This window comes from Nitrospira sp. (assembly GCA_029194665.1).
Taxonomy (GTDB): Bacteria; Nitrospirota; Nitrospiria; order Nitrospirales; family Nitrospiraceae; genus Nitrospira_D.
In genome coordinates this window covers 174,874-198,283 of record JARFXO010000006.1, presented here as the reverse complement: position 1 = coordinate 198,283, position 23,410 = coordinate 174,874, and the positions used below count along the sequence as shown (strand labels likewise).

At 54.5% G+C, this 23,410-nt stretch carries 18 protein-coding genes; 4 read left to right on the top strand and 14 right to left on the bottom strand.

Annotated elements, in window-relative coordinates; all coding sequences use genetic code 11:
• Nucleotides 1-7 precede the first annotated feature (7 nt).
• From P0119_19025 to P0119_18980, 10 genes are all read right to left on the bottom strand, one after another.
• Nucleotides 8-298 carry a transposase gene (locus tag P0119_19025; protein MDF0668142.1) on the bottom strand — a complete coding sequence of 97 codons (291 nt, stop codon included), beginning with the start codon at nt 296-298 and terminating at the stop codon, nt 8-10.
• Between the two features lie 271 nt (nt 299-569).
• Nucleotides 570-1,931, bottom strand: coding sequence for a serine protease (locus tag P0119_19020; GenBank protein MDF0668141.1), 1,362 nt, complete (start codon nt 1,929-1,931; stop codon nt 570-572).
• A gap of 203 nt (nt 1,932-2,134) precedes the next feature.
• Nucleotides 2,135-2,422, bottom strand: a complete 288-nt coding sequence (locus tag P0119_19015) for a hypothetical protein (protein ID MDF0668140.1) — start codon at nt 2,420-2,422, stop codon at nt 2,135-2,137.
• A 67-nt stretch (nt 2,423-2,489) separates the two neighbouring features.
• Nucleotides 2,490-3,770, bottom strand: a complete 1,281-nt coding sequence (locus P0119_19010) for a hypothetical protein (GenBank protein ID MDF0668139.1) — start codon at nt 3,768-3,770, stop codon at nt 2,490-2,492.
• A gap of 18 nt (nt 3,771-3,788) precedes the next feature.
• Nucleotides 3,789-4,736, bottom strand: coding sequence for a hypothetical protein (locus P0119_19005; GenBank protein MDF0668138.1), 948 nt, complete (start codon nt 4,734-4,736; stop codon nt 3,789-3,791).
• A gap of 42 nt (nt 4,737-4,778) precedes the next feature.
• The gene (locus P0119_19000; protein ID MDF0668137.1) at nt 4,779-5,894 is read right to left on the bottom strand and encodes a hypothetical protein; all 1,116 of its coding nucleotides are present in this window, start codon (nt 5,892-5,894) and stop codon (nt 4,779-4,781) included.
• Between the two features lie 22 nt (nt 5,895-5,916).
• Entirely contained in the window at nt 5,917-6,846 is a 930-nt protein-coding gene (locus tag P0119_18995) for a hypothetical protein (protein MDF0668136.1), read from the bottom strand.
• Nucleotides 6,847-7,127: 281 nt separating this feature from the next.
• Nucleotides 7,128-9,077, bottom strand: coding sequence for a hypothetical protein (locus P0119_18990; protein MDF0668135.1), 1,950 nt, complete (start codon nt 9,075-9,077; stop codon nt 7,128-7,130).
• A 43-nt stretch (nt 9,078-9,120) separates the two neighbouring features.
• Nucleotides 9,121-9,513, bottom strand: coding sequence for a hypothetical protein (locus P0119_18985; GenBank protein MDF0668134.1), 393 nt, complete (start codon nt 9,511-9,513; stop codon nt 9,121-9,123).
• Nucleotides 9,514-9,753: 240 nt separating this feature from the next.
• Nucleotides 9,754-12,918, bottom strand: a complete 3,165-nt coding sequence (locus P0119_18980; GenBank protein ID MDF0668133.1) for a BTAD domain-containing putative transcriptional regulator — start codon at nt 12,916-12,918, stop codon at nt 9,754-9,756.
• Nucleotides 12,919-13,121: 203 nt separating this feature from the next.
• On the opposite strand from P0119_18980, the gene P0119_18975 reads away from it, so the two are divergent.
• The 4 genes from P0119_18975 (at nt 13,122) to smc (ending at nt 18,676) form a co-directional block, all read left to right on the top strand.
• Nucleotides 13,122-13,403, top strand: coding sequence for a hypothetical protein (locus tag P0119_18975; GenBank protein MDF0668132.1), 282 nt, complete (start codon nt 13,122-13,124; stop codon nt 13,401-13,403).
• Nucleotides 13,404-13,703, top strand: a complete 300-nt coding sequence (locus tag P0119_18970; GenBank protein MDF0668131.1) for a type II toxin-antitoxin system RelE/ParE family toxin — start codon at nt 13,404-13,406, stop codon at nt 13,701-13,703.
• 152 nt (nt 13,704-13,855) lie between these two features.
• Nucleotides 13,856-14,818, top strand: a complete 963-nt coding sequence (gene ispH, locus P0119_18965) for a 4-hydroxy-3-methylbut-2-enyl diphosphate reductase (GenBank protein ID MDF0668130.1) — start codon at nt 13,856-13,858, stop codon at nt 14,816-14,818.
• A 177-nt stretch (nt 14,819-14,995) separates the two neighbouring features.
• Nucleotides 14,996-18,676 (top strand): chromosome segregation protein SMC, encoded by a 3,681-nt coding sequence (gene smc, locus P0119_18960; protein ID MDF0668129.1) that lies wholly within the window; start codon nt 14,996-14,998, stop codon nt 18,674-18,676.
• Nucleotides 18,677-18,709: 33 nt separating this feature from the next.
• On the opposite strand, the gene P0119_18955 is transcribed toward smc, so the two are convergent.
• From P0119_18955 to tmk, 4 genes are read right to left on the bottom strand one after another with little or no spacing between them, the layout of a single operon-like run.
• Complete coding sequence (locus P0119_18955) at nt 18,710-19,564, bottom strand: hypothetical protein (GenBank protein ID MDF0668128.1); 855 nt, start codon at nt 19,562-19,564, stop codon at nt 18,710-18,712.
• Complete coding sequence (gene metG / locus P0119_18950) at nt 19,561-21,555, bottom strand: methionine--tRNA ligase (GenBank protein ID MDF0668127.1); 1,995 nt, start codon at nt 21,553-21,555, stop codon at nt 19,561-19,563. Before metG ends, P0119_18955 begins: the two co-directional genes overlap by 4 nt.
• A gap of 35 nt (nt 21,556-21,590) precedes the next feature.
• On the bottom strand, nt 21,591-22,619 hold the full coding sequence (holB, locus tag P0119_18945; protein MDF0668126.1) for a DNA polymerase III subunit delta': 1,029 nt from the start codon (nt 22,617-22,619) through the stop codon (nt 21,591-21,593).
• Nucleotides 22,620-22,622: 3 nt separating this feature from the next.
• Nucleotides 22,623-23,297 (bottom strand): dTMP kinase, encoded by a 675-nt coding sequence (tmk, locus tag P0119_18940; protein ID MDF0668125.1) that lies wholly within the window; start codon nt 23,295-23,297, stop codon nt 22,623-22,625.
• Nucleotides 23,298-23,410 lie beyond the last annotated feature (113 nt).

Here is a 23,410-nt window from a genome sequence, read left to right as displayed (position 1 = left end):
GCGTACCTCACCGTGATTCCCTGGCAAAGTACGCCGCGGCTTTTTTTAGGATGTCGCGCTCCTCGGTGACCCGCGCCAACTCCCGTTTCAGGCGGGCGAGCTCCGAGGTGCGTTCCTTGCGCCCCCCACCGGGGAAGGCGCTGGTCCCCCGCGCCCGCACTTCCGTCTGCCATTTGTAGAGGCGATTGCGGGGAATCCCCAACTCTCGGGCCAGGTCGGCCGCCGGGCGGCTCCCGCTCTCCAGCAACTGGACGGCTTCGCGTTTGAACTCGGGCGAGAACTGTTTCCGTGTACCCATCGGACACCTCCATGGGGGATCCTGTCCCCCTTGCAAGGTGTCTGTCAAACCAGGGCCACCTCAATCCGACCCCTACTTACCTCTTAATATCTTTAGCTGCCCCTACAAGTCATTTCGTATATACAGGTGAAAAATGGCGAATGGATTTACATGTTTTATCCATTCTTGCCTTGAAGATGTCAGACACTAGTGCTACACGATCTAACGAAACCATACTTACTTGAATAATGTGTCTCCAGCTTCCTGTAAATTACATCACCGGACACCGCCACTACTTCTCACGGCCATTATTCTCCGTCCGAATTTGCCACCCTCTTAACGTCATGGTGAGCATCGAGGTGGGAACTGCATAGCCGTATTGTCCCCTTCCTTCAACAATTACTCCAACAACCGTACCGTTCAGAAACAGTGGCCCTCCGGAGTTACCCTCTTCAACAGGTGCCTGGAATGCCAAGTCCCGTCCGTTTAGACCACTAATACTTCCATTAGTAACGGTCCAAGGAATTGCGGCAGGTAATGGAAACCCAATGAGTGAAACCTGCTCACCGCCGGTCACTTGGGCAGTCGTATCCAAGCGGAGCTCTTTTAATCCAGATGGAAGCTGTCCTTCCATGAACAGAGCTGCTAACCCCTTAGGATTACCTCCTTCCATTCCAATTATTTTGGTCTGATAGGAGTGTGGGGTATCTGTGAAAAACGTGACCTCCGGTTTAGAATCACCTTCAACAACGTGCGCGGCTGTCACAATGTATGCGGCGTGCTTGTCGAGTCGTACGATAAATCCTGTCCCCGTTCTATGAAGACCTTCGAATTGAGCGGTCACTCTCACCACGCCTTTTTTCAAGTCGTCGATCTGCCATTGTCCTACACTGTGCGTGTCGTCGGAGTCGGCTTGGTCACTCTGATTAAGAGGCTCGCGTGTTTCGGAGATGGTGGAGAGCCGTGCTACGATACGCTTATCATCTTTCAAAATCTTGTCCGAGATACTTTCGATCATCTGGCTCAATTGTTCTTCTACTACCGTGGTAGCATAGCGACCTTGACTGCTAGTAGCGAGCGGCACGGTGATAGGACTGGTCAGACCGAACGTGAGGACGGTAGCTCCCGTCAACCCCATGGCTGAGTTATCCATATCTATACCGAATGTCTTAGAAACATCATACGAAGATACCCGTTGCTTCGAATAGGGGTCTTGAAGGGACAGTTGGAGTCGAGCGTAAAAAACACTAATGGGCACGTCTTTCTCCCCCCTCGGGAACTCATGGGTTTTATTTTGTAGTTCAACTTCGAGATGTGCCAATAGATTTGTATCGGTCGCTTCTCGTACATCCGTTATTACAGAGACGCCTTCAAATATTGAACTCAATTTCGATGCAAGAGCGGCAGTCAATCCAGGATCTAAATTAATTTCATACTTAAAAGGACCTCCTCTTCCGTGAAGATCTGGTGATTCTTTTCTAACAAGGGAAACCTTCAAAGGAATTTTGTGGTCCGGCCGTGACGGCGGAATAGTAAAGTCGCTGGGAATTGAGCCCTTATACGTGCATCCGACAGCCCCAGTAAAGAGAAGGCAAATGAGTATGTGATAAACGAGTACTTTTGAACCCGTGGATCCTGAAAAATCCCAAATCATGTCTTGGCGTAGCTCCCGACACGACTCTGCATGCCGCTGGTGGAAGCTAGAAATCATAAGTATAAATCAGCAACGTGAGAAGAGTATAGGGTATCCTTGGCCAGTTGATAACGTTTCGCTCTCAAATTGCTGCGCGATAGGATGCCCCAGAATGAAACGACACAAAACCTCCCGACACGTGGTCCACGGAATGTTCGTTCAGCTTAATAAAGGGGTCTGTTAAACATAAGAAAGACACCTTCGTCGATGTCGATGTTCGCTTTGGATGGGACATGGGTATCAAAAAGGATACCATTCATAATGACGAAACCGGTGATCCGTCGCAGGGGGATATGTCGATGTTTGTCGAACAAACTGTTCGACCTGAAGATTGTCAGATGCATCTCAATGAAAATGGTCGGCTCAGCCGCCCCACTGTGTCGATAACACTTCGTCTGGTCCTTGCCATTGCAACGTTGCGGCGTCACGCCAGAAGTATCCCACCTCTCCATCGTTCGCTCGTGCGACCAATTCGAGATTGCCGAGCTGTTGGCGGAAGGTCCCCTATAGCAACGAAAATCAGATCGTCCGCATCCAGCTAGTGAGAGAGCTTTCAGTGTGGCTACCTGCGATTGCACCTCGAACGGAATAAGGAACGTTCTGATTTGTTGAAGCACGGATCGCATCTTTTATTGAAGTAATTCGACGACCGTTCGGCGGCATCTTGGGAGCATAGCCGTTCGTTCTAAAGAAGCAGTAAATGCGTTTGTCCTGAACTGGGCTACCATTTGTAAAACGTTGAATGTGCACTTCTCCGTCTGTAGCTGTAATGTTAAATCGCAATTCCGCTTCCTTTTGACCTTTGTTGGGATCGTAAATAAACAGCCGAACGTCCTGACCACTTTTCTCATAGGCGTAAGCCAGCACTTGATGGTTGCTTCCAACGTCCAAGTTGTCCGTTTGAATCAAACCCATGGGAGATAACTTGCCAGCATCAATATCGGCTTGAATACGTGGCCATTCTTCTCGATAGGTCACCCAGGAACGGCCCCTCGCTAAACCCGCGACATTCTGAATAACCCCCTCATCTCCATTGGGATAATGCGGTGAGGAGTAGCCTAGATAACGATGACCTTGTCCCGCAATATCAAAACTATCCAGCAGTCGATCACGGATATATTTGAAAAGAACATCATCATGCGAAGACGGACTTGCGCTTTGTTGCGGAGGAAGTAGATGGTGCTGATAGTAATCCATCACGGAGTACACCATGCCGCCGCATAATCCGGCATCGGCATGCGTTATGGGCAGCCAGTTCTCATCAAGTACCTTGTTGATTCCTAAGTCTCCTAATGGTCCGGGTAACGACTCGAACAATCTATTCCACAAAAATCCGATGGAGATGACAGGCAGGTCGCTGTTCCAACGGTTGGTAAACGCGAAGCCTCTTCCATGCGGATGAAAGTTTGGAACGCTACGACGAGCGGTGCGGCGTAGGCGAATCTCGAGTTCAGCTTCATGCCCCTGGCCACCCCAATGAGAAACTTCCCATCCTGCAGGTGCCCAAATATGGAAAGTATTATTGTATTGAGACTCAATCAAAGGACTGTTCCAGTGGATGTAGAGTTCGCCACCTCCCTCGGGAGCGATAATGTTATAGCGAACTCTGCCTTCAGTGCCTGAGGTTGGCACAAGTGCTAAATCTCCTTCGCCTTGAAACCCTTTCCTTTCTCCGGGCTTGATGACAGGCGGTGGATTCCAATCCGGGGTGAAATCGCCACTGACAATCTCACTACCGGCGAAAGTCAGCGTGGCTTCCGATTCATTGCGTATGAAGACATACATTCGGATGCGGCTCATTGGTACCTCCTCCAATTGTTACTGCAACGCAATCAGAATGGGGATTAAGCCTTGACCATTGCGGAGCGGGCGTAAGGCTTTGCCAATCACCGATCCAAATGCCTTGAGTGGGTCGTCGGCCCTCATTGCATGGCCTGGAATGGTTGCAGTCGTCAGGAGGTCTCCAACTTCAATTGGGGCCTGGCTCGCATCGGCCTTGCAAAACACTTTTCCGAGCAGTGCGATAGGTTTACGGTTTGGTTGCGAACCCTGCTTATCGAGTACGATGCCTGGTTTGTAATCACCCGCACCCGAGATAACGCCTGCCACTCGCTTGTCATAAGCCTGATGGCTCGGTTGTAGCGCTCCTTGGTCACTGAGAACCATGACGGTACCTGCTTCCACACCACTTGCTTCCATGACATCAAAATCTTCGGCGCAGTCGGCATTTGTTAATCGAATGTCTCCTGTCACTTCGATATCTCCTTCGAAAAGCCCAGCTAAACGCCCGCCTTTGCCGACAATCCCAATACCGGTTTCACTTTCGCCGTGAAGACCAATGGAACTCTTCGAAAATCCGGCTACACCCCAATTATCATTGCTCCAGCCTTCGACGCCTCTCCCCTGGGCCGAGGTTCCACGCACGCCAGCAGAAGCCTGACTTTCACCAGCTACCCCATACTGCGTCTTACTCCATCCTTCAATCCCCCGACCTTCGGAACTTTTCCCAATAACCCCCACGCCACCTGTGCTTTCTCCATGAACCCCAACCGAAGCCTTGGATATGCCCGCCACTCCGAAATTGTCATTACTCCATCCTTCAACGCCTCTTCCCTGGGAAGAAGTTCCCCGAACACCAGCGGATGTCTTGCTTTCACCGGCGACACCATATTGAGTCTCGCTCCATCCCTCAACTCCACGACCATCGGTGCCGATACCTACAATTGCATTGTCCCTGCCAGTAACTTTGTTGTTAAGAGTGGGCATCTCTAACCTCCATAAATGAGTTAATTATCACCATTTGTGCTTCTAACTTAGGAGTTCGATCAACCTATCACGTAAGGAGTGGGTTCCGGAGAGAACCTGGTCCTTAACCGAGAATCCACTTGTTAGTCCTAATGTCGATCGCGCAACCTGGCGCACGCTCATTGTCTGTACTGCCGCAGCAGGGGCAATCTGAACTTGCACTCTATCTGAGGGGAAGTTTGTCAGCAGTCGCACAGAAAGGTTGTACTGCGTGTCGAGATAGTCTCGGCCAGGCAGTTGCGTATTGCCACTTCCATCAATCCTCGTCTCGGTGGCGATGCTTCCAGCATAGTATGCAAATCCATCAGGACGAAGCTGGTGAATAACTACAGCCGATTGGTCTAGCCCACGGTCCCACCCATCGAATCTGTATTCAACAAAATAGGTAACCTCTTGCGGCGAATTGAGTTGGATGGTTGCAACCTGCTTGTGTGTCGGCTGCTGTTCACTCAAAGGCGACAAGGTGAGAATTGTCTTATTGGGTGAACGCCCATTGGTGGGGATTTGTGCTATTCGCCACGATAGCCAGCCAGCGTTAAAAATATAGGGTGCGCACAATCCAGGACCGCTTGCTCCGAACCTGCCATTGAACGTTGGGTCGTGGTCACCGAAGTCCATTGCGCTCATGATGCAAAACGGATCTTTATAGTCTTGTGGATCCGCTACTGAGCGAGAGTGGTTTGATAAACCAAGTGCGTGTCCAACTTCCTGAAAAATTACAGCTGGAGCATGATTGGGACCACAGACTGCGTATCGTGCTGTTGACCCAAAAAGATCCGTATCACTGTGGGTAGCCAAGACAACGCCGTAGAATTTATTGACATCAATGCCAGACTTCGTTGCTGCGTTCTTAGCCCAGTCAACGAGATCGCGACGGCCTTGTTGATTTATGCCGCTGCCGGTGTACTCACTTCGCTTCTTATCAAGCTCTAACCATGGAGTGACCTCGGATCCGCTAAAGTCCAATTGACCAAAAGACATGTCTTGCCAAAACTTAGCAACACTTTCGAGATCTGGCGCAGTAAAAAGGTCGGTGTAATGCTCTAAGGTGTGGGGGGCTGGACCCGTCTCATCTTTGAACCTACATCGAATAATCAGCCAAGGCACTTTCTGACTCATAGTCACCTCACCTGTTTTAGAGCTACTGCAGAGCCACAAGAATCGGTATCAATGCCCGCCCCTCTGCTAAAGGACGGAGTGCCTTTCCGATAATGGTGCCAAGGGCCTTCGACGAGTCTGAAACCTTCATTGCATGTCCTGGCGTGCCAGAGGTGGTAAGCAGATCGCCCACTTCTATCGGCATCACGTTCGCATCAGCCTTGCAGAACACTTTCCCAACCATGGCGATGGGCTTTCGGTAATTGCTGTTTGTTTGCTTGTCCAGGATGATGCCTGGTTTGTAGTTGCCTGCGCCAGAAATCACGCCTGCTACACGTTTATCGTAAGCCTGATAACTTGGTTTGAGTGAACCGTCTCCGTTGAGAACCATGACGGTTCCCGGTTCCGCATTATCGGTCACATCGATGTCGAAATCCTCTGCACAGTCAGCATTAGTCAAACGAATATCTCCGGTAACCTCGACGTCACCCTCGAACCGCCCAGCCGGAACGCCTTTTCCGAAAATACCGGGACCCTGATTGGTTAAGTGAAATCCACAAACGGCTGCCTTACCCGGTCCACTTGCATGACCTTTGACGCCATCTCCACCATTCTTTCCCTCACCTAATACACCAGCTGCCCCTGCGTTTGCGGGCGCCTGGGTTTCCCCATAAACGCCGATCCACTTCTTTCCGATTGCCTGAAGTCCTGCTGAACCTTCACCAAAGAGAGCAACACCTTCCGCTTCATTGGTGCCAACAACCCCTGCGTGATCTTTGTTTTTAGACGTACCGCGAACACCCTCAAAATTTGTGCTTTCACCATATACACCAATCCAGTCAGTACTCACTCCAATTACGCCTGATCCACGTGCCGCCTCCCCCATGATCCCCATACCCTGATCTGTGGCAGTGCTCTTGCCGTGAACTGCAGGTTCATTTGGTTTCGAAGATTCTCCTCGTATCAGTGCCATGTCAACCTCCTTCTAATCGTTAGAGTTAACTGACAACCACGCTTAAACGCTACCCACCATACGCAAAACCTATACCTTCAAAAAATAAGTGAACGGTACTGTTTGACAATGGAAAGCGTACGCTTATTCCTCATTCTAGAGAACAACAGTGAGATGTTGCATCATTGTACAGCTGGGAAATACGTATGCTGTATCCGATCCGATTCAGCGGTGAATCGGATCGGATACAGAAGTTCTCTTCACCCATTACGCGCCAATGCAGCTATCTTTGAATGCGACTCTTATCGATCATCATCATGCCCACGATCATGATCGTCATCATCATGCTTATGACCTTTCTTGCCGATCGGATTCCGCTGGGATTTCGTCAGCTGGGCCTTGTAGGCGATGGGCAGTTCTTGGACCCAGCCGTTATAGACATTGGGCACCGGCAGGACGCCCTGGCCGCCTTGGCCTTTGTTGCCGATGATCTTGTCGTCCTTGGCGACATGGTCATCCGCTAATATCACCGCGCCCACGATCACGGCGTCGTCCACATTGCCATCATTATTCGGATCATAGTCCAGCACGATCAGCCGATTGGCGAACTTGCTGGTCACATAGGCATAGTACCCGCCGCCTTTCTTGGCGCCGAAGTTCACGCCGTGGCAGCCTGGATCGCAGGTGAGACTTTTCACTAACGTATCGGTCTTGGTGTCGATGATGGTGATCGTGCCGGTGAGGGTGTTGCCGGTAATCACGAACTTGCCGTCCGGACTCACCGGTGTCTGGATGGGAAGGCCGCCGATCGGTCCACCGGTCGGGCCGGTCATCACGTCGTAGCTCCCCAACAACAGTTCGATGTCTTTTATTTTCTTCCCCGGCTCACAGCCCTTGGCGAGCGGGCCGCACATGACCGAGATGGTGTGCCCTAGGTAATTCGACACGTAGTACTTGCTCGAATCCGGCATCATGCCCGCCGCGATGGGCAAGGCGCCTGTTGGCTGCTGATCGACGATCTTGTTTTCCGTGAAATCGAACAGGGTCGAGTCGTTCGTATTTGAATTAGGCGTCGCCATCGAGTGCCCGTCATACCCCATCCAATGGGCGTGAGGCTGAGTCTGCTTCGCCCCGTCCTTGGACATTTGGATGAACCGCTTGAAGGCGAGCAGGCCGGACGGCAGGCGGTCATACTCCGCCACGGTATCTTCGCCGTTGCAGGTCACATGCACTTGCTGCGTGTCCACCCGAGTCATGACATGTGCGGGATCATTGCATTTCCCGTCCAGATCCAGTTCCTGAAGCAGCTTCCCGTTATGACGATTCAACACATAGAGGCTCTTGCCATGCCATTCCGTTTGGTAAATCTGCTTCTGGTCGTGGCTCGCCCACATGTTATGGCCGTTATTCATCTTCTGCTCGGGCAGCGCGATCTTGCGTTTGACGTCCCAACTGGTGGCCGACACGACCGTCATCGTGCCAGGGAACCACTCCGGTTTGCCCTGCGTCAGCTCATAGGCCGTATCGATCCACACTTCCCCGATGCCCTTCTTATAAGGCGGCACTTGCTTGTCGATCGGCTTGCCATCGTAATTTTGTCCAAGGATGGCGCCCTTTAGATTGACGACGGCAGACCCGACATTGACGCTCACGTCAGGGTACTTCGGCTGATAGATCTCGCCGGCCTTCGTGTAGTCCTTCCAATTGGAGGGGCTCGTGACGATAAAGAAGGCGCGCAAGAGACGGAGTCCGAGATCCGACGCGGTGGGGAAGGTGACTTTCCCCAGACTCGTTCCCAAGAGCGTAATTTTCGCGCCGAGATCGAGCCCGGGCGTGCTTGGATCGTCCACAATGACCCCGCCGAGCATGTAGGGGTGGAGTTTGCAGACAAAGACATACAAACCTGGTTCCTTGAGGGTCACTTCGTGATTGGCGGTATTGGCCTGGTCCTGATCGATGACCCCTCGTCCGGGAGCAAACTCCGGCGCATTTTCCGGCCAGATCAAGCTGGTGACGGTGTGGCGGCTCTCTACATCTCGCGGCCCGCCCTGCGTTTGCTTGAAGAAAACCTTCTCGCCCTTGTTGATGATTGCCAGCGAGCGGCTGCCGGTCTCCGTGATGTCGGCGCCCGTATCGAACCAATAGCCCGGCGTGTCGTTGACGGTAAAGGTCGCATTGGCCGCAAAGGCGAGTTGCCCCGCGCCGAGCAGCAACCCTGCAACGAGGGGTAATCCAGGAACAATCTTCATCATGGCCTCCTTAGTGATGAATTGAACTCGCGCCCACTCTTCTCGCTTAGCGTTTCTCTTTCTCCTGCTCGATCGCCCATTGCTGTTCGACGATTGCGGTGGCCCTGGCCCTCACGGCCTGGTCTTGATCCTCCATCGCTTCGAACACTGGATCGAAGGAGGCCGTCGTGCTCTTTGTTGTCCAATGGTCCAGGGCTCGCAATCTGGAGTAGGGATCTTGCGAGGCGAGATCCTTGAGGACGGGCTCCGGTACGCCGGGGACTTCACGGTTCCGGCCGTTTGGCTTATATGGCTCCGCATCCGCCTTAGCGTCGGCCTTGTTGTCCGCAGCAGCTCCTGGCTTGGTTTCGCTCTCAGCGTTCCCTCCCACAGCAGCGGCCGTCATTGATGCGATGTTGGCCGTTGCTCCGACCACGCGACCGGTACTGTTGTCAGGCATTGTGGGTCCGCATGCGGCCAGTCCGACCAAAAGCACGCAAGTTGCTCCTGAGAGCTGCCATCTTTCCGGCTTGTGGCACACCAACAAGATATTCGGGAGCCAAGAGAGGGTTGGTCGGCGCATTGCGTATTGACCTGAGACCGTAAAAAATTAATAGGTGAAAAAGCGGGTGGACGCTACCCTACATAACGTTACAGATCTGTGACAGATGAGACGATTGGAGCGGATTTGAAGAAGGACTCAGGGTTTTGCGATGGTGTGGTAGAGAGAGACAGTTTCCTGGGTCGGAGGGACGCCGAGTTTGGTTTGAAGTGCCTGGCTGAATCGCTGATACACACCGATGGCCTCGGAGCGACGTCCTAACCGCACATAGGTCATCATGACCCGTCGGCACATCACTTCCGCCACCGGTTCGACTTCAAGGGCACGCAGATACTTTTGCGCCGCTTCACCGACTTCGCCGCGCTCTTCCAAGAGTGTGCCCAGTTGTTCGGTGAGATCGAGGAATCGCGCTCGCAATTGTTCCTGCACCGGCAAGACCCAGGACGCGGTCTCGCCTTGCAAAAAATGGCCGTGATACAGGGCAAGCGCTCGTTCGAGGGCTATGGCATCAGCTCGATCGACGTGCTGAGCCAGGCGGTCAAAGGCAAGATGATCCTGCGACACCAGCGATGGATCGAGTGAGACATGGCCATCGGAGACTCGCACGGCCTCGTCATGCCGCAGAAGCTTTCGCAGTCGGTGCAGCGTCGTCCGAAAGGCCTGATCGGCAGCCTCGCCATCCGCGTCCGGCCACAAGGCTTCTTCGATGAGATCTTGACTGGCGCCTTGCGCTCCTGCTGCACAGAGGTACTTTAAGAGTTCGAGCGGCTTGCGCTGAGTTTTCCCTGAATAGGCAAGTGGGACATCATCAATGGCCACTTTGAATCGCCCCAAGGTGGCAATCTTCACAGGGTAGGGCCAGTGTTTCAGCGCAGCAGTTGGGGCGCGCAGGCCGCGTCGACGAATGACGCTGCGCACATACTCGACCTCGATATCGCCCTCCAACGCATGCGCCAGCAGGTCAGCCATCACTGTCGGTCGCCACCAAAAGTCCAATACGAAATAGTTGTGACGACGGGCAATTTCCAACCCTTCTTGAAGATGTTCATGAGCCAGATCAAATTGTCCATCTCGCAGGTAGGAGTGTGCGAGCGTCACACGACACTCTGCGGCTCTCCAAGGACTGCGTATGACTCGCGCATAGTCAAGTGTCGTTCTCAAATGCTCGCGCGCCTTCTCTATTTGACCAAGTTCAATCAAGACCTTCGCCAATCCTCCACGGAAAAGGCCCTCAAAGTGAGGCAAACTAAGGGAGCCGATAGTTTCGACTGCTAATAAAGCAAAATCGAGGGCCGAAGACAAGACTCCTCTGATGAGTGATGCCCCTGCCCGGTAGTAGCTGCACAGGCCAAGGGAGAATCGCTGGTGAAACTGATTTTCCTCCTGCAAGAAGTTAGTCAGCCTTTCCCCTTCTTTATCGTCCCCGACGGTCAAGGCGTAGTATGCCTGACATGATCGCACCATCGTCCTGAACACCAGGATCCCGTACCTTTCTGTGATTCCAAACGCCTCTTCTAGCTTTGCCGTCGCCTGCGCACGGTGGCCGGTACCCCATTCGTAGTGCGCTTCCATTACCTTCCAGGTCAAGAGATACACAGGTGGAAGAACGACGCCCTTACTCCATGTAGCCAGGTCATCAAGAGTTCGGCGCAGCCGAGGGAATTCTCCTCTCCACCACATCAGGTTCATGAATGCGATCGCCACACCGACACGAACAGATGGATCTTCTACCTCGCGGAGGATTTGGTCTAAAGATTGGTCTAGCTCTTGGAGCAACGAGTGATGTGGGCAGGCAAAGATCAGTCCTTGAAGCTTCGAGAGTACGTTTGCCTTAACGGCTGAAGAGGGGCATCCATCATGCTGCTGAAGGATTTTATGAAGCCGGTCCCCCCAAATAATGGCAGGGGCCATATCATCCGCGCGACAATAGTAGGCTTCAATAACGCCGCTGCAGGAGAGGAGCAGTCCCGCAATATCTTGCTGCGTGGATTCGAATTGATGATAAGCTTCCTCCAATTCCTTGATTGCGGGAATGGGGTCGAATATCAATCGGCTTATCCCGGACCAATAGAGGAGCCATGGGCGTTGTTGCCGCTCTTCTTGCGGAAAGAGTGAGACGTATCCTTGGAGTGTTTGATTCCGTCCCTGAGAGAGCAACTTCTCGGCGCTCTCATTGATCAGCCGGCTCAGGTCATCCCACGAGTTCGTTTCCGCATAGAGTGCGACGGCTGTATCCTGTTGTCCGTACCGTTCCGCCACTCGCGCGGCGGTGCGTTTGTGGCCGTGCAACTCTCCATCGAAATGAACGCGGCATCGATCGAGAAGAAAATCCCGGAACAGATCATGATAGTGATACCGCCCCTGTGTATCGGCGCGCCGATCCAAGAATAGACCCCGTTGGTACAGATCGCGAATCACTTGCGCCGCATGTGGATCACCGCTGACCTCTTCCGCCATGGCCTCCGTCACCCATGGGAGCAGTGCCGTGCGCATCAACGCTTCTCTTGCTTGGGGAGTCATGTGCTCAAAGACCTGATTGGCGAAATAGTGAAAGACCTCGGTCATGTCGGATGGCGCAGGCTCGTTCCAGTCCTCATTCGCCTGCAACCGTTCCAACAGCAGCACCGTGCCGGCCACCCAGCCGTTCGCCTTGGCATGAAGCGACGCGACAGTGTCCTTCTCAATGCCTGGAACAGATGAAGCCAGGGAGAGCGTTTCTTCAAGGGTCAATCGCAAGTGTTCCCATTGGATGTGTCCCACCCTGTTGTGGGTCAGTTCTCTGGCGAAGTGTGAGGGAGGCTCGCCTCGGCTGATGACAACGAGCGTCGTGTCAATCGGGAACTCGGCGAGTGCGACCGGTAGCATTGAGTGGAGAGCCGCCTCGGCCGGTAGGTCTTGATAATTGTCCATGACCAACACGGCCGGTGCTGGAACCTTCGACCATAGCTCACGCATGAACCGCCTGGTGAATCCCGGCACATCCGCCATGTATTCCGGGGTCAGCGCCGGCAAGCGAAGTTGCTTCCGCCCGGCTGCGGCTTGAGCGGCCTGCGCGAGGTAATGAAAAAATGTGGCGAGATCTGCGTCGCCGGGATCCACGTGATACCACAACGTCCGCAGTTTGTGCTCGGTAAGGTAGCTTGCGATAAGGGCGGTCTTGCCCGCGCCGGGAGGACCTGCGACCCAGACCAGCGGATGGCGGCGGCACTGTTCTTTGACCAACTTGAAGAGACGCTCACGACGCCGTACCGCATGGAGGCGGGGAAGGGTAAGTTTGGCTAATGCGGCAGTCCGACGTGGCATGCGTCTCCAGTAGGTGAATTCAAGGAGCGCGCCATCTTAATCAAGGACGTAACAGACCGCAAGTGTAAAGACCGGCTCAATCTCTGTGCTTCACGTTCGCGACGCTTGTAGCGCACGTTTATAGGCTGTTCGCCACGACCATCTTGCGGGCCAGGGTTAAACCTGCTAATGTCTATACAATTGCTATACGAGAGGAGATATCGATGAGCGCAATCAGCTTGCTTCGAAACGCTAAACCGGTCAATGTGCGAGAAGCCCAGGCACAGCTCTCAAAATTGATCCGCTCGAAGTCTCCCTCAATGGTTTTATCCCATGGCAAACCGGTTTCGTTCCTTGTGCCCTATGAAGACTTCTTGGACCTAGTCGAAACCCTCGACGAACTCAAGGACAAGAAACTTATCGGCGAAATTGAAAGGGCACGCGCTAAGTACAACCAGGGCAAATCGGTTCCCGCCGAACGTCTCTTCAAAAAGATGGGGCTGTAGTTGCCCTACGAGGTGGTTTTCCCCAGCGAACGAATCGAGCGCGTATTTCAAAAGTCGTTAGAGCATGTTCCCGCCGGCTACCGTGAAGCCATTGTTACTGCCATTCGATCACTCGCGAATAATCCCAAGCCTCAGGGCAAGCGGGCCAAGCGGCTCACCGGTCAGCTCATTGTGTCGCAATTCACGGCTGAGTACCGTCTGCGCATAGGCCCTTATCGGGTTCTGTATGATGTCGATGATCAACGAAAGAAAGTGGTGATCTTGAAACTCGCCAAGCGGGATGAGCACACATACAAATAACGGATCAGACGGAAAGAAGCCGCACCGTGGGGCCTCGAAGCGATAATGCGGTCGGCCAATTCTGTTGACGAGTCCCCTTGTTCTCACGTATCGTGACCAGCTACGTTGACTGTAGGACCTTGTAGAGCCTGGCCGAAGGAGCTACGACGAATATGAAGATCTATCTTGCCAATCCCCGTGGGTTTTGCGCCGGTGTCGATCGGGCGATCGATATCGTGGATCTGTCGCTCAAGAAATACGGGGCGCCCATTTATGTTCGTCACGAGATCGTCCACAGCCGCCATGTCGTGAATTCGCTCCGGCAAAAAGGCGCGGTCTTTGTGGAAGAGTTGAACGAAGTCCCGGAAGGGTCGGTCGTCATCTTCAGCGCACACGGCGTGGCGAAGTCGGTCTGGGAGGAGGCGAATCAGCGTCGCCTTCATGTGATCGACGCGACCTGTCCGCTCGTGATCAAGGTTCACAACGAAGTGAACCGCGATTATACCCAGGGATACGATCTGATCCTCATCGGTCATGCCGGTCACCCGGAAGTGATCGGCACGCTGGGTCAGATCCCCGATAAGTTTCACTTGGTGTCGTCGGTCAAGGATGTCGAAGAGCTGAAAGTGGACAATACGGTCAATCTGTCGTATGTCACGCAGACAACATTGAGCGTCGATGAATGTCGGGACATCGTCGGCGCACTGCATCAGCGGTTTCCGACCATCAAGGGGCCGCATCAGGAAGATATCTGCTATGCGACGCAAAACCGGCAGAATGCCGTTAAAGAATTGTCTCGCTTGGTGGATGTCATTCTGGTCATCGGGTCGCCGAACAGCTCCAATTCCAATCGTCTGCGCGAACTGGGAGAGCAGTGCGGGATTCCCTCTTATCTCATCGATTCAGCCGCCGACATCGATCCTGCATGGCTGCAAGGGGCCAAGGCAGTCGGGATTGCGGCCGGTGCCTCAGCCCCGGAAATCCTGGTTACGGAAGTAGTGGCCTCCTTGAGAGCCTCGGAACCATCAGAGGTTGAAGAGCTGACGGTCATTGAGGAAGATGTCGAGTTCCTGCTGCCGAAGGAACTCGTCCAGATAGAATCCTCGAAGAAGTCGGTAGCCGGCGCCGTCGGCTAGCTGCCGTTTCCATCCGCACATATCTCCAAATGGCCCTATATATTGTAGGGCCATATCGATTTTCCCACTATACAATGTGTTTTGTTTTTGATTTCTCAGAACCCTTGTGGTACAAGGACCAGCGGCTTGTATTCCTGGGAAGAAGGCTGTGCCTGTTCGTAATTTTAAGGTGAACCGATGCATTTGAAATCGTTGAACATGTTGGGTTTCAAGTCGTTTGCTGACGCCAAGATCGAGTTTCCCGAAGGGGTCACCGCGATCGTTGGGCCGAATGGGAGCGGAAAGAGCAATGTCGTCGACGCCATCCTGTGGGTGCTGGGCGAGCAAAGCACCAAAACGCTCAGAAGCGAAAAGATGGAAGACGTCATTTTTAACGGCACCGAACTCCGAAAGCCTTTGGGGATGGCGGAAGTGTCGTTGGTGATCGGCGGGCTTGATCCCGCGATAATGAAACTGGATGGGAGCTCCGGACTTCCGAATGAACTGACTGAGGCGCATGAGATCATGATTACCCGCCGTTTGTACCGCAGCGGCGAGAGCGAGTATCTCATCAACAAGATTCAGTGCCGACTGAAGGATATCCGGAGTTTGTTGCTCGACACGAGGGCGGGCAGCAAAGGACATACTGTCATTGCTCAGGGCCAGATCGACCAGATCTTGAATGCGTCGCCGCAAGAGCGGCGCGAGCTTATCGAGGAGACCGCGGGCATCGTCCGGTATAAGAAGCAAAAGGCCGAAGCACTGCGGAAGCTCGAAGCGACGCAGCAAAACCTCCTGCGTGTCCGAGACATCGTGGCCGAGGTCAAGAAGCAGCTCAATTCTTTGGAGCGTCAAGCTCGCCAGGCGCGCACGTTTCAGACGTTGCAGGGTGAGGCGCGAGGAATCGAAGTGACATTGTTGACGAGGGAATTCAGAGTATTGCGACAGTCCTTGCAGGAGGCGGAGACTGAAGTTCTGAACCTGGATCAACAGGAATCTGAGAAGGCGGCCGAACAGGCTCGGTCCACGACGGCACTCGAACAGGCGCGCCTTGATGCGATTGCGACCGCCGATTCCATCGGGAAGATTCGAGAAGGACTGGTGGGTGTCGAACAACAGCAGGCTCAGGCATTGACCGCGGCGGAAGTCGAACGAAACCGAGGGCTGCTGTTCAGCCAACAACAGGTACAGGAATCGGCTGAGCTGGAAGAACTGGTCCGATCACAGGAGAATCTGGCCGCCGCGCTTCAAACCATCGAGTCGTCATTGACGTCGGTCGAAGAGGAGATGGCGACACGTGATCGGGCTCTCGGTGAACTCGATGAGGAGATGAGGCGCTTGCTCCACCAACGGGTTGCGGCCGTTGCAGAGGAGGAGCGAGGCCGCAAAGATGTCCTGCAACTGGCTGTTCTCGTCGCGAATACCGAACAAGGCCTCTCGCAATTGGCCCAACGAATGGAAGATCTTGCGGGTCGTGGAACTCGCTTGTCGTCGGAACGGGACGAATTGCGGAGCCACCGTGAATCGACGATCGATCGCCACGAGGTGTTGCGCAAGGAATATGGAGAGGCGGACCGCCTTGTTTCGCAACTGCGGACGGAACGGGGAACTGTGCAAGAGGAGGCTGCTCAAGCGACCGGCGCCCTCCAGTCGTTGGATCAGGTGGTCTTACGACGTTCGGAAGAGCTGGCGGGAGTGGATTCGCGCCTTGAGGCGTTGCAGAGTGTCGTTCGTGAGGAGATGGGCTACGGACGGCAAGGGGCTCAGCAAGGTCCTGCCCTGAAGTCTTGTGACGGAGTGCGGGATGCGGTGGCCGAATGGCTGGTGATCCCATCAGGGATGGAACGGGCGGTTGAGGCGGTGCTGGGGGAGCGCGTGCGAGGATGGTTTGTGGATGAACCGTCCGTCGGGCGGCAGTTGATCCGTTTTCTCCAGGAGGAGGCACTGGGACGAGGCAGTTTTATTCCGCAGCGTCCGCGCTGGGAAGGCGGGCGGGCTCATGACTGGTGGCCGGCGATCGCGACGCAGCCCGGCGTCATCGGGCTCGCCGTGGATCTGGTCCAGACGGACGCGGCCCGAACGGCGGCCCGCGATTCGCTGTTCGATCGCGTCGTTATTGTTCGATCATTGGACCAGGCGATGCCGTTGTGGGAGCAACAAGCGTGGAGCGCTCCGAACGGTCCCATTCTGGCGACCCTGGATGGTGAGGTGGTGGATGCATCCGGCATCGTGACGGGTGGCCAGGTACAAGGCACGCCGGGTCTGCTCGAACGCCGACGGGAGGTGATCGATCTTGAAGCCAAACGTCACGTCCTTGTCCTGGAGCTCGATCAGAACAAGCAACAGCGAGAGATGGTGTTTGCACAGATCCAGTCGCTCACCCAGCGGGACCGCCAACTCGGCGATGCGCTTCGTGAGGCCGAAATGCAGAATCTGTCGCTGCGCAAGGACGAAGAAAAACTTCAGCATGTGCTGAACGATCTTGATCATCGACTCACCGGGACGGAGATGGAAATTCAAGAAGGGATCAGCGAAGGACGGCGGTTGGAACAAGAATCGCACTCGATCCAGGCCCGATTGGGTCAGTGGCTTGCTGAGAAGAGCGGACAGGAAACGATGTTGGGAAGGGTACGCGAGCGACTGGGGCTGCTCGATCAAAATATGAGAACGCACCAAGAACGTGTGACGGAGGCGAAGCTGACCGCGGAAGGGTTGCGGGCCAAGCGGGAACATGAGCAGCTGAACCAGTCTCGTGTGGCACAACAGATTCAAGAAACGGAAGATCGACATGGTGCATTGGCTGAGCACTTGAACAGTTTGAAGGGACTCATTGACCAGAGCCGAACAGAACAAGCCCGTCAGGAGGCGCTCTGCCAAGAACTTGCCGTAACCGCAGGGCGGGTGAAGGGGGAATTGGTCACCGCTCAGGAACGACAGGCGCAACAGATGGCGACGAGCCACACGCTTGAATCCGGTCTGGAAGAATTGCGCCGAGAAATTTCAGTCATTCGGGATGCTCGGATGACGGTGGAGGTTCGACGAGCGGAAGTTCGTACGCAATTGGGGACCGTCGAAGGAACCTTGTCGGGAACGTATCAGCTGGATCCGATCACGCTGGTCGAAAATCCGATGACATCAGGCGAATCGATCAGGGCGGATGACGCCGCAGCCGTGCAGGAGACCGAACAGCGCTCGGATGCCGAGTTGAAAGAACAGTTACAGAAGCTGCGTGATCGGTTGGATCGTATGGGGCCGATCAACCTCGCCGCCATCAGCGAACACCAGGAGTTGGAAGAGCGCCACAAATTCTTGTCTGACCAGGAGCAGGATCTGTCGACCTCGATTGCATCGCTCAAAGAGATTATTCAACGGATTCACCGAACGACGAAGGAGATGTTTGCGGCCACGTACGAGGAATTGCAGCAGAGGTTCACCGAGGTTTTCGGCCAATTCTTCCCCGGCGGGCGGGCCGAACTGCAGTTGGTCGATGAACCGCCTCCGGAAAACGGTGAACCGGTCGGCAGTCAGGAGCCAGGCATTGAAATTGTGGCACAACCGCCCGGCAAACGGTTGAAGAGCATTACCATGCTGTCGGGCGGAGAAAAGACACTCACGGCGATGGCGCTCTTGTTTGCGAGTTTTCTGATCAGGCCGACGCCGTTCTGTTTGCTGGACGAAATCGACGCCCCGCTGGACGAGGAAAACATCGGCCGGTTCACGGGAGTCTTGAAAGAGCTGGCCCAGAACGCGCAGTTTCTCGTCATCACGCACAATAAGCGGACGATGAACATTGCCGATTCTCTCTTCGGCGTCACGATGGACGAGCCTGGGGTGTCCAAACTGGTGTCCGTTAGGCTCGGCGATCTACAGCCAGCGTAGGAGGAGCTGCCCTCCGAATTTGAGATGAGCCGGCTACCGAGAAGACTTAGGCGGGAGACGCTCGCTTAACACCGGATAGTTTGCTTGATCCATTCCTGAATTGCCTGTAGCCAGGTCAGTCGCAATCACGCGAAGCTTGATCCCATCGGGAACCTCCCTCGACGGCGGAACAAAGAACGGCGCTTCGAAGGCGCGGCTTCCTTCGTCATAAAACAGTTGTAACCGCTCAATGATTCGGTCTCCGATCAACACCTCTCCATAAATACGGATCTTCCGCGAGTCCCAATCCCCATGGGGTCGGACCAGTGAGCCGGACAGGGTTCGGACTGAGGCTCGAAGTTTCACATCGTCTTTTGCAATGAGTGCCTCACGCGGCTTGGGTCGCTCGATCTGCACCAGGTAGCCATGGAGATGCAGGACAATGCCATCGTTCGTCAGGTCTTGTCCCGGGATCAACAGCAAGGTCATGCTGGTTCTCTGTAACGCAGCGAGGTAAGCGAGTGGCCCTTCCGCGGAGATTTCCACTACCGTCGGTTTCTGCAGTTCCAACGTGGTGGTGAAGGCCGCAGCAGGACGAGAGCTGTAGATCGGCTCTTCCATCATGTGGGGGGTACGCATGATTTGATTCTGATCTCCTGATTCGCCCTGTTGCAGGCCGGTTGCCAGAATGTGGCCGCTTGCGACATCAGTAATCGTCACGCGCGCTCCGCCGACTTCGCGGCCTAACACCATTGCCCCATGCGCGACGACCCGCACGAGCACCGTGGTTGGCTGAGGACCGTTGAGGGGTAGTGCAGGAAGTGTCTGACCTTTGGCCGATGATGTGAAGCAGGGGAGCAGGATGAGGGGGAGAATCAGTCTAAGCGCGACGAGGAAAGATCGTGTCATTTCACCTTGGTGCCGGGATCGACTTCTTCCTGAATGGTGAGCAGCCCCTGTACATCGGTGTCACCCGCCGCGAGCACCATACCCTGTGATTCAATACCCATGAGTTTGGCGGGTTTGAGATTCGCCACGATCACGATGGTTTTGCCGACCAGCGCGTCCGGCTCATACTTCTTGCCGATACCGGCCACGATCTGACGTTGTTCAGTGCCAAGGGACACTTGGAGCTTGATCAACTTTTCCGATTTCGGAACCCGCTCGGCGGAGAGTACCTTCGCCGCCTTGAGCTGAATCTTCATGAATTCGTCGAGGGTGATTTGCGGTGGAGCTGCTGGAGCAGGTGCAGTCGGCGCCGGTGTCGTCTGTTGAGGAGTTGTTGGTGCGTCACTCACGGGTGTAGCTCCTTGGGGCTTGGTTATATCGATTCTTGGGAAAAGCGGCTTGCCCTTCGCGATCTCAACACCTGGCCCATGCTGGCGTAATACTAGTTTTCTGCTTTGCAACTGTGGGTTCAAACCAAGTTGACGAGCCACTTCAATAGCCGTTTCCGGCATGACTGGGTAGAGTACAGGAATGAGGAATGCTAGTGCCTTTGTCACACGATGCAGAACACCGTGGAGCCGGTCTGTGTCCTCTGCCTTCTTGGCTAGAGCCCAAGGCGCTGTCTTATCAATGTACTGATCACATCGCTGGATTAATTCCCACATGCTTTCGAGCGCCCGATTAAAACGCAGGTCCCTTGTGTGTACCATCGCACTTGTGACTAGCTCACCTATGTCCTGTTCTAACTGATTGTCCAACCCATCTTTGGGCGCGCTGCTTGGAGGAATCTTGCCTTGAGTGAACCGCTCAATCATCGTGAGTGTTCGACTGAGCAAATTCCCCAGGCCATCGGCCAGTTCGCTATTGATACGGCTAATCAATGCCTCCCGTGAAAAATCTCCATCCTGACCGAATGGAACTTCGCGCAGCAAAAAATAGCGAAAGGTGTCCGTGCCGAACTCATCGAGTATCTTGTTGGGGTCCACAACGTTCCCTCGGCTCTTGGACATCTTTTCACTGTTCACCGTCCACCAGCCATGGGCGAAGATGGTCTCCGGTAACGGAAGATTTAGGGCCATCAGCATCGTGGCCCAATAGACGGCATGCGTCGTCAGGATATCTTTGCCGACCAGATGAACATTGGCCGGCCAGAAGTGATTACCAGCGGGTTTCTCTCTGGGGAGGTATTCCAAGGCGGAGATGTAATTCACCAGCGCATCGAACCAGACATACGTTACATAATCGTGATCAAAGGGGAGTTCTACACCCCACGTAAGGCGCGACTTAGGGCGAGAAATAGAAAGATCTTCCAGGGGCTGCTTTTCAAGAAAACTGAGGACTTCGTTAAACCGTGATGATGGCCGAATAAAGGCCGAGGGCCTATCAGCAAGGCCAGAATGTGCCTTCATATGGTCGATCAGCTTCTGATGATATGCACTCATTCGGAAAAAGTAATTCGTCTCGCTTAGCCTCTCCACGGGGCGTTTGCAATCGGGGCAGAGCCCTCCAACAACGTCTTTTTCAGTCCAAAAGCGCTCATCAAATGTGCAGTACCAGCCTCTGTACTCCTTGGGATAGATTAACCGATCGTCTTTTTCGTCTCTTGTGTCATAAAGCTGTTGAAGGTAGCGCTGAACGATCGCCTTGTGTTTAACATCCGTCGTTCTGATGAAGGCGTCATTAGAGATATTCAAACGTTTCCACAGATTTTGAAATCGAGGCACCATACCGTCACAGTATCGTTGTGGGTCAGCACCGACCTTGGCCGCCGCCTGCTGCACTTTTTGTCCATGCTCGTCGAGGCCGGTGAGGAAGAACACCTCGCGCCCGCGCAGGCGCCAGTAGCGCGCCAACACGTCAGCCGCTACCGTAGTATAGGCATGGCCGATATGCGGCACGTCGTTGACATAATAAATCGGCGTGGTGATGTAAAAGGTGTTGTCCTTGGTCATGACCAAGGCAAGATATCAGTTGGCGGCGTTTATTGCTAGGCGGAGGCTCCGACCCGGACCAGGCCGAGTGCCTCGCGCAGACGGAAGAACGTCGTTTCCAGCGCCATCTGCACGTTCAAGTGCCGCGTGGCCTGCTGCTCAGTCCGCTCGATGTCATTCAAGAGGGTCAGGAGAGCGTCGATGTCCGCTCGTTGGGCATATCGGCGCAGGTCGGTGAGTTGATCGAGGTGAAGGATCTGGTCCTGATCCCCATCCACGATGACAATGACAAGATCACGGATCCACCGCGCAAGCCAGGCGAGCGTTTCTGCTCCACGGTCTGTCTTTGCGAAACTTTCCGATGCAGCGAGAATGGTCGCGCTCGATTTCAAGCTTTCCGGCTTCACCAAAGTCAGGCATTCTTGCTGTCTCGCACGAACGTCTGCCATATTCGCCGTGAGCGCTTCTCCGATCCGGCCATCGGCGAAGACCGCCAGGAAACGAGCATCGGCAGGAGGAAGCTCACGCTTGACTATCAATGCCGCCTCAACTTGCGTGCGGGCCGGAGTGGTGAAACGGAGCGCTTGGCAGCGTGACCGAACGGTGATCGGGAGTGCATGGAGCCGGCTGGTGATCAGGATGAAGAGAGTATGACCCGGGGGCTCCTCCAAGGTCTTGAGGAGCGCATTGGCTGCCCCGATCGTCAGTCGGTCCGCGTCATCAATCAAGCAAATCTTCCGTTCCCCGACGAGTGGTCGATAGACGAACTGGTGTTCGATCTCCCGTACTTGCTCGATTTTGATTTGCGGTGTGGTTGCTTTTGGGTCTGGCTCGATGACGAAGTAATCGGGGTGCGTCCGTGCGGCTATCTGCAGGCAGCATCGGCAATGCCCACAGCTGTCCTGAGCCTCCGTCTGAGCGGGCTGTTCGCAGTTGAGGGTCTGAGCCAGCCGCACGGCGGTCATCAACTTTCCCACCCTGGCTTCGCCATAGAACAGATATGCATGGGCCAAACGACCATTGCGCAGGGACGCCTGAAGGAGGGAGATGGGTTGCTCGTGGCCGGTGATATCGGTGAAAGGCATGGGCTATCGATGCCTCGATGTCCGTGCGGAATACGTTCTGAGCCAGTTCATGACCAGGTCTTCTACGGTTTGTGCCACCGATTCCAGAGGTCGTGCGGAATCGATCATCATGATGCGTCGAGGTTCTCGACGGGCCAACGCGTGAAACCCCGCGCGAACTTTCCGATGGAACCGTTCCGTTTCTCGATCGAGTCGGTTTTGGGTAGCGGCGCCACCACGACGCCGACTGAGTCCAACAGCGACTGGGACGTCGAAGAGCAACGTGAGTTGGGGAGGAAGTTTTCCAGTCGCCCAATCGTTCATCGTGCGCAACAGGCGGAGATCCAATCCCCGCCCATACCCCTGATAGGCCAACGTCGAGTCTGAGAATCGATCACAGACGACCGTCATCCCGCGTGCGAGTGAGGGTTTGATGACGTGATCCACATGTTGGCGTCTCGCCGCGAAAATAAGGTAGGCTTCCGTCTCGGGAGCGATCGTTTCTGCCGAATGGTCGAGCAGGAGACTCCGCAGACGTTCAGCGAGAAGCGTCCCGCCCGGTTCTCTGGTATGCAGCACGTCTATGCCTTGTGCGCTCAGCCGCTCGCAAAGTCTTCGAGCTTGTGTCGTTTTTCCGCTTCCTTCACCGCCTTCCAGCGTGATGAAAATGCCCGTCGTTTTTCTGGACGTTCTACCCATTGGCGATTTTCATTTCAGCCGTAATCGGGGATCGATCCTATGTCAGGTCCCGGTGAATAGCAAGAGCGGTACCTTCTGAAACCTCACCCTATTTAAGTACATAACCCATTGAA